The 4,512-nt window shown below is 41.5% G+C and carries 4 protein-coding genes; all 4 read right to left on the bottom strand.

Translation table 11 applies throughout. The features are described 5' to 3' along the window. Positions 1-68: 68 nt before the first annotated feature. Positions 69-347, bottom strand: a complete 279-nt coding sequence (locus QUB11_RS30755; protein WP_333207534.1) for a hypothetical protein — start codon at positions 345-347, stop codon at positions 69-71. Then, positions 340-2,244: a hypothetical protein gene (locus tag QUB11_RS30750; RefSeq protein WP_333392523.1), complete on the bottom strand. Its 1,905-nt coding sequence runs from the start codon at positions 2,242-2,244 to the stop codon at positions 340-342. Before QUB11_RS30750 ends, QUB11_RS30755 begins: the two co-directional genes overlap by 8 nt. A gap of 18 nt (positions 2,245-2,262) precedes the next feature. Next, on the bottom strand, positions 2,263-3,459 hold the full coding sequence (locus tag QUB11_RS30745; protein WP_333392521.1) for a hypothetical protein: 1,197 nt from the start codon (positions 3,457-3,459) through the stop codon (positions 2,263-2,265). Positions 3,460-3,528: 69 nt separating this feature from the next. Then, entirely contained in the window at positions 3,529-4,494 is a 966-nt protein-coding gene (locus QUB11_RS30740) for a hypothetical protein (protein WP_333392519.1), read from the bottom strand. Positions 4,495-4,512: the final 18 nt, after the last annotated feature.

The raw sequence follows: 4,512 nt of genomic DNA, 5'->3' as shown, positions 1-4,512 counted from the left end.
ACCTCTTTAAATATACTTAATATTCTTATTATATCATATTAGTTATTTATGTAATTAATTTTGTTTAACTACTTAATATTTTTGTTTTTTTCTTTCAGGCGTTTAACTATATCCTTGAGCTCTGGCTTCATGTCACTTTTTTTGGGATTGATGCCCATCGCATCCTTGACCAGGAAGATGTCAAGTGATTTCAGCTTAATCAGTTCATCTTTTTTTCTCAGAAATTCTTCTCGAATTGCACCTTTACCAGCCGCTTCCCTTTGTTGGTCGGTCGTCCCCCTAGGGGAAGCGCTTCTACTGTTTGAGCTTGTCCGTCCCCCGCTACCACCACTAATTGATTTAGCCATTCCTCAATGCCTCATTTATGCTTATCTGTCCCGGTTTAAATTGCCAGCGCACAATGGGTATTTTGCTAGGGTTAAGCATTTTACCCAACACTTCCTCTACTTGTTCGTCTGTCTTCAAATTAGAAGTTTTTAGCTTCTTGGGTTCACCTTTCCCAAAACCTTTGTGTTTTTCGTAAACCGTAAAACAAACAGGTAGCTCTTCTGGTACGGGTTCCGGTTCAATGCCGATCGCATCAGCTACGAATTCGACTTTACGGCTTGTTTCCGCAAGTGTGCTCATAATTTGCACCAACTGCATTATCGCAGCTACCTCAAAGCGTTGAGTCGAATTGCCATCACTCATGCTTTCAGCTAACATCTCGTACATTTGCCCCGCCCAAGCGGTAGCATTAACATTTTGCCATTCGCTACCCAAAGGCTTACTTTTGGGATTAATAATCAAACCATTAGCAAGCATTCTAAATAAAGCCTGAGTAATGGAATAGTAGTCAATGCAATTGTCGTTTCCCTTGCCACCGGGTACTAAGAAGGCATTACTCACTGGGAATTTATTTTTTTTGAGTTTAGCAATTCCGAGGTATTTGTAAATTTCCTCTACTTTGTCGCAACAATCCATAGGTTTAATTTGTTGTGGGTAATTAGGTAATTGTATTGGTTTGCGAGTCGGCTTGTCGCCGCACCAATGAGCTACTATTTTGTAGAAAAGCTTTCCACCGGAACTGCTGCTATAATAATACCAAACATGGGGGGTCGTGTCATAAATAGCATTCCATCCTGGTTCAACGGACACTCTGGATTCTAAGTATCCATAAATTGCTCTCTCCTCACCCCAATATTCGACAACTGAAGCGCCAGCGAGTTGACGTTGGACGAATGCGAAATAACTACTAGGCTTCCAATTTCTTGAAGGTTCCGGGACTGGCACTAAAGTTGGATTATCTACGTTGTTGTAAAAACTGCGAGGGGGATAATGAATATATTCCTCCCAACTGTAATATTGTTTATAAGAGCCCACAAAACCTGTCAATTTTCCAGAGTCGTCATATTCGACAAATGCCGAACCTCTCTCTACAGAACCGTCACCGCTATATCGATAGTCTTTTATCCAATATAAATAATGATTCGCGGAACTAAAAACTACTACCATCTTGCATATTTTATTTTCTACCGGTTCCGGTGGGGGAGCGGGTCTACTAGGTGGAGGTGGAAATAATGGCGGATTGGGCGACTCTGTTTCTTTTCCCCATTTAGGTGGATAAACAGGAGTCCAAGGGGCTGTGAAAGTTTCGATATCAGAATTAGGGGGAGAGGTATAAGGTTCTGGCGGCGGCACTTCGACAATTTCAGTACCGTTAGGCTGAAATCCTATTCCCAACTCCCCACCTGGCAACCTAATACTAATCCCTCCACTAATCCCTCCTTTTTCGTCTTTTGCAACATCGATTGTTATCCCAAAACCTGTTAGTGCTAGTCCCCCACTACCACCTTGACCGGCTCTCCCTTCAATCCCAAAGCCAGCTACATTTACCCCACCACTGGCTGATTTAAGGGTAGTAGTCCCATCTGGGTTAAAACCCATTTCAGCCCCAATATTCACCCCCAATTTACCTCTGGTAGAGCCTAAACCAGCCCCTATCGATAAAGTGTTATTTGATTCATCTCTTTGAATTGAGATACCTTGTGCAGGTAGTAGGGACTCTAAATCTACTTTTGCCCTTGCTTCAACAGTAATACCTGCTACCGAGCCTAATTCGCGAGTTATCCCTAGCTCGGTAGAGTTGGGTGTTGACTCACTATCTTTTCTCGCAAAACTAGGCTCAGATGGCTTACTTAAATCGGGTTGATAGGATTTTTGTAAATTAGGTTGATACGATTTTCTAAGATTAGGTCGTGGCATTTATCTTATAAAAACTATTTAAATAATAGTACGCCAATTACTCCAAGTTCCTGCCGTCTTTCGTCTGTATCTTACCCCGTCTTCGGTATCACAAAGTGCTAGTTGTACGCCGAAATTTGCATTACCTGGGCGTATATAAGTAATAATTTGCCATCCTTTTAGGGATCCATCTATAACTGCGTCTGTACCGCAAACACCTGTTACATGATCATTTGGTGAAGTATAAGTATGTGTATTCTGAGTAGGAAATACACCTCTACCACCTGATTGAAGGATGCCCCCAAAATGGCCATTCCCAGATACTCCTATTCCACCACCAGCTACTAGAGTGCCAGTGGTAGTAGAGGTAGACTGAGTTGTATTTGTTACAGCAAGAATGCCAGAGGTAGATACGTTTCCGGTAAAAGTAGGAGAATCAACTGGCGCCTTTAATGCTACTTGGTTAGTAATAGTTGTTGCAAAATTAGTATCATCTGATAACGCTTGCGCTAGTTCGTCTAAAGTATTTAACGCGCCCGGTGCGCCCCCAATTAAATCAAGTATTGCAGTATCAATATCGGCGGGTTTAGCAAAGCGAGATTGAGGTATCTGTTGTACTGCACCCGTAGTTGCATCGCGTCCCAATAAAGTGTTAGCTGGTAATTCCGTCAATCTACCGTCAATCGCTAGCTTAAGTGTCTCTAAATCGAGCCTTAATTGTTCTATCTCGTTATTTTTTTTTTCGCTTTCAATTCTAATTGCAAATTCTAATTCTAAAAAATCATTATCTTTTAGCAATCCGTACCCGTAGTCTACAAGCTGAATTGCTATTTCATCATTTTGTTCTAATATGCGAACTGATTTTTTGGTTAAATATGGATTAAGTAAATCAAAGTAATCTTTACGCCCCCTATTTACCATAATAATTTCTGCTTTTTCCCTCCATCCTGTCTCGCCTGATTTTCGAGTGAGTAACTTTAATCCAAATTTTTGGGACGCATTCTCGGCGGTAGTGAATTTACTAAGTTTTTCGGCCTCCGATTCATCCCCGTCAAAATCGGGAAATTTAAAAAGCTGAAAAGATGCGAGCGAACCATTGCAATATATAGCTTCTAAATATATTCCTAATTCATCATCTGGATCGATAGTCACGTTCCTAAGTTGAAATACCTCGGTGATAGCTGTTGTGGTAGTTGGCTTAAGCGAGATAGGGAAAGTCCGTGTTTTAGTGCCCATTAGTTTCTAGTGTATTTTCTGGCTTAGCCGACTAAGTTAGCCGGCTATTTGTAAAAATGAAGGTAAAAGCTAGGTCATCACAACAAATTCATTAAATCCATCTAAAGCTCCTTCTTTAAGACCTTCCAAAAAGTTACCTAAGTCGGGATTGGTTTCAGTAATTTTTTCTATTTTATCATCGACTTTGGAATTAATCACAAAAGATTGACCGTCTTGCAATCCCCAATTTGCAATTTTATCGTCAATTGATTTATTGCCAGTACGCACATTTTCACGTGCATACTTTCTCAAATTCATATATCCAATTTTGGCTGCTAAATTTCGAGCGTATCGGATAAAAGCGTTAGCCAAGCTTGATAATTCGTCTATCAGTTCCTCGGTGATACTGTTCCCCGTATCTTGTTCTGCTTGAATTGATACCGCAACAGCCCCGGTAATGTTTATTTTTAATTTAGGATTACTTTTACCCCCTCCTAAAAACATTCCTACAAGTAGTCTCCCTACACTTTCACCAAACGTGTTCATAAACGAACTGTGAACAGCCTTAAGTTCAGCAAGAATGGCGTTGTTACTTTGCAGCCAATCAATATTAAGCACGGTATTTGTTGTACCTACAATTGCTTGCTGAAGAGTGGGAAGCATCGCACCTAAAGCTACACCACCTAGTTTAATACTGCCGAGTGCGCTCCACATTGAAGCTATACCACCGCTAGCAAGCGCCGTAAGACCTGTTACGGAACCAATAAACCAGCCCGCAACTGCTACCGCAGCGCCCCCTGCAAAAAAGCCTAGCGGATCGTCTTTCAGCCATTGCCCAAACAGCCCCCAGTCACCGCGGGCAATCGCGCCAAGTAATTCTTTTCCTCCTTCCCATATCTTTTTCCCAAACTCTACAACCGTTTGGACGCCTTTTTTGATAGCTTCCCAGACTTGGCTAGCTGCATCTTGCAGCCATTTGCCGGGTTGAATCCCATCTGTTGAAAAGGCTAACGCCGAATCTTCAATTGTTACGCCCCAAATTTTAGTTTCAGCCATATTTTTAAGTTAATAACC

Source organism: Microcoleus sp. B6-A1, assembly GCF_036705085.1.
Classification (GTDB): Bacteria; Cyanobacteriota; Cyanobacteriia; order Cyanobacteriales; family Microcoleaceae; genus Microcoleus.
Note: the sequence above shows the minus strand (reverse complement) of the source record. Positions and strands in the feature narration are given on the sequence as shown.

Bases quoted from the DNA above. Each gene is read 5' to 3' on its own strand.
- QUB11_RS30755 (WP_333207534.1), bottom strand. From the start codon at position 347: ATGGCTAAATCAATTAGTGGTGGTAGCGGGGGACGGACAAGCTCAAAC.
- QUB11_RS30750 (WP_333392523.1), bottom strand. From the start codon at position 2,244: ATGCCACGACCTAATCTTAGAAAATCGTATCAACCTAATTTACAAAAA.
- QUB11_RS30745 (WP_333392521.1), bottom strand. From the start codon at position 3,459: ATGGGCACTAAAACACGGACTTTCCCTATCTCGCTTAAGCCAACTACC.
- QUB11_RS30740 (WP_333392519.1), bottom strand. From the start codon at position 4,494: ATGGCTGAAACTAAAATTTGGGGCGTAACAATTGAAGATTCGGCGTTA.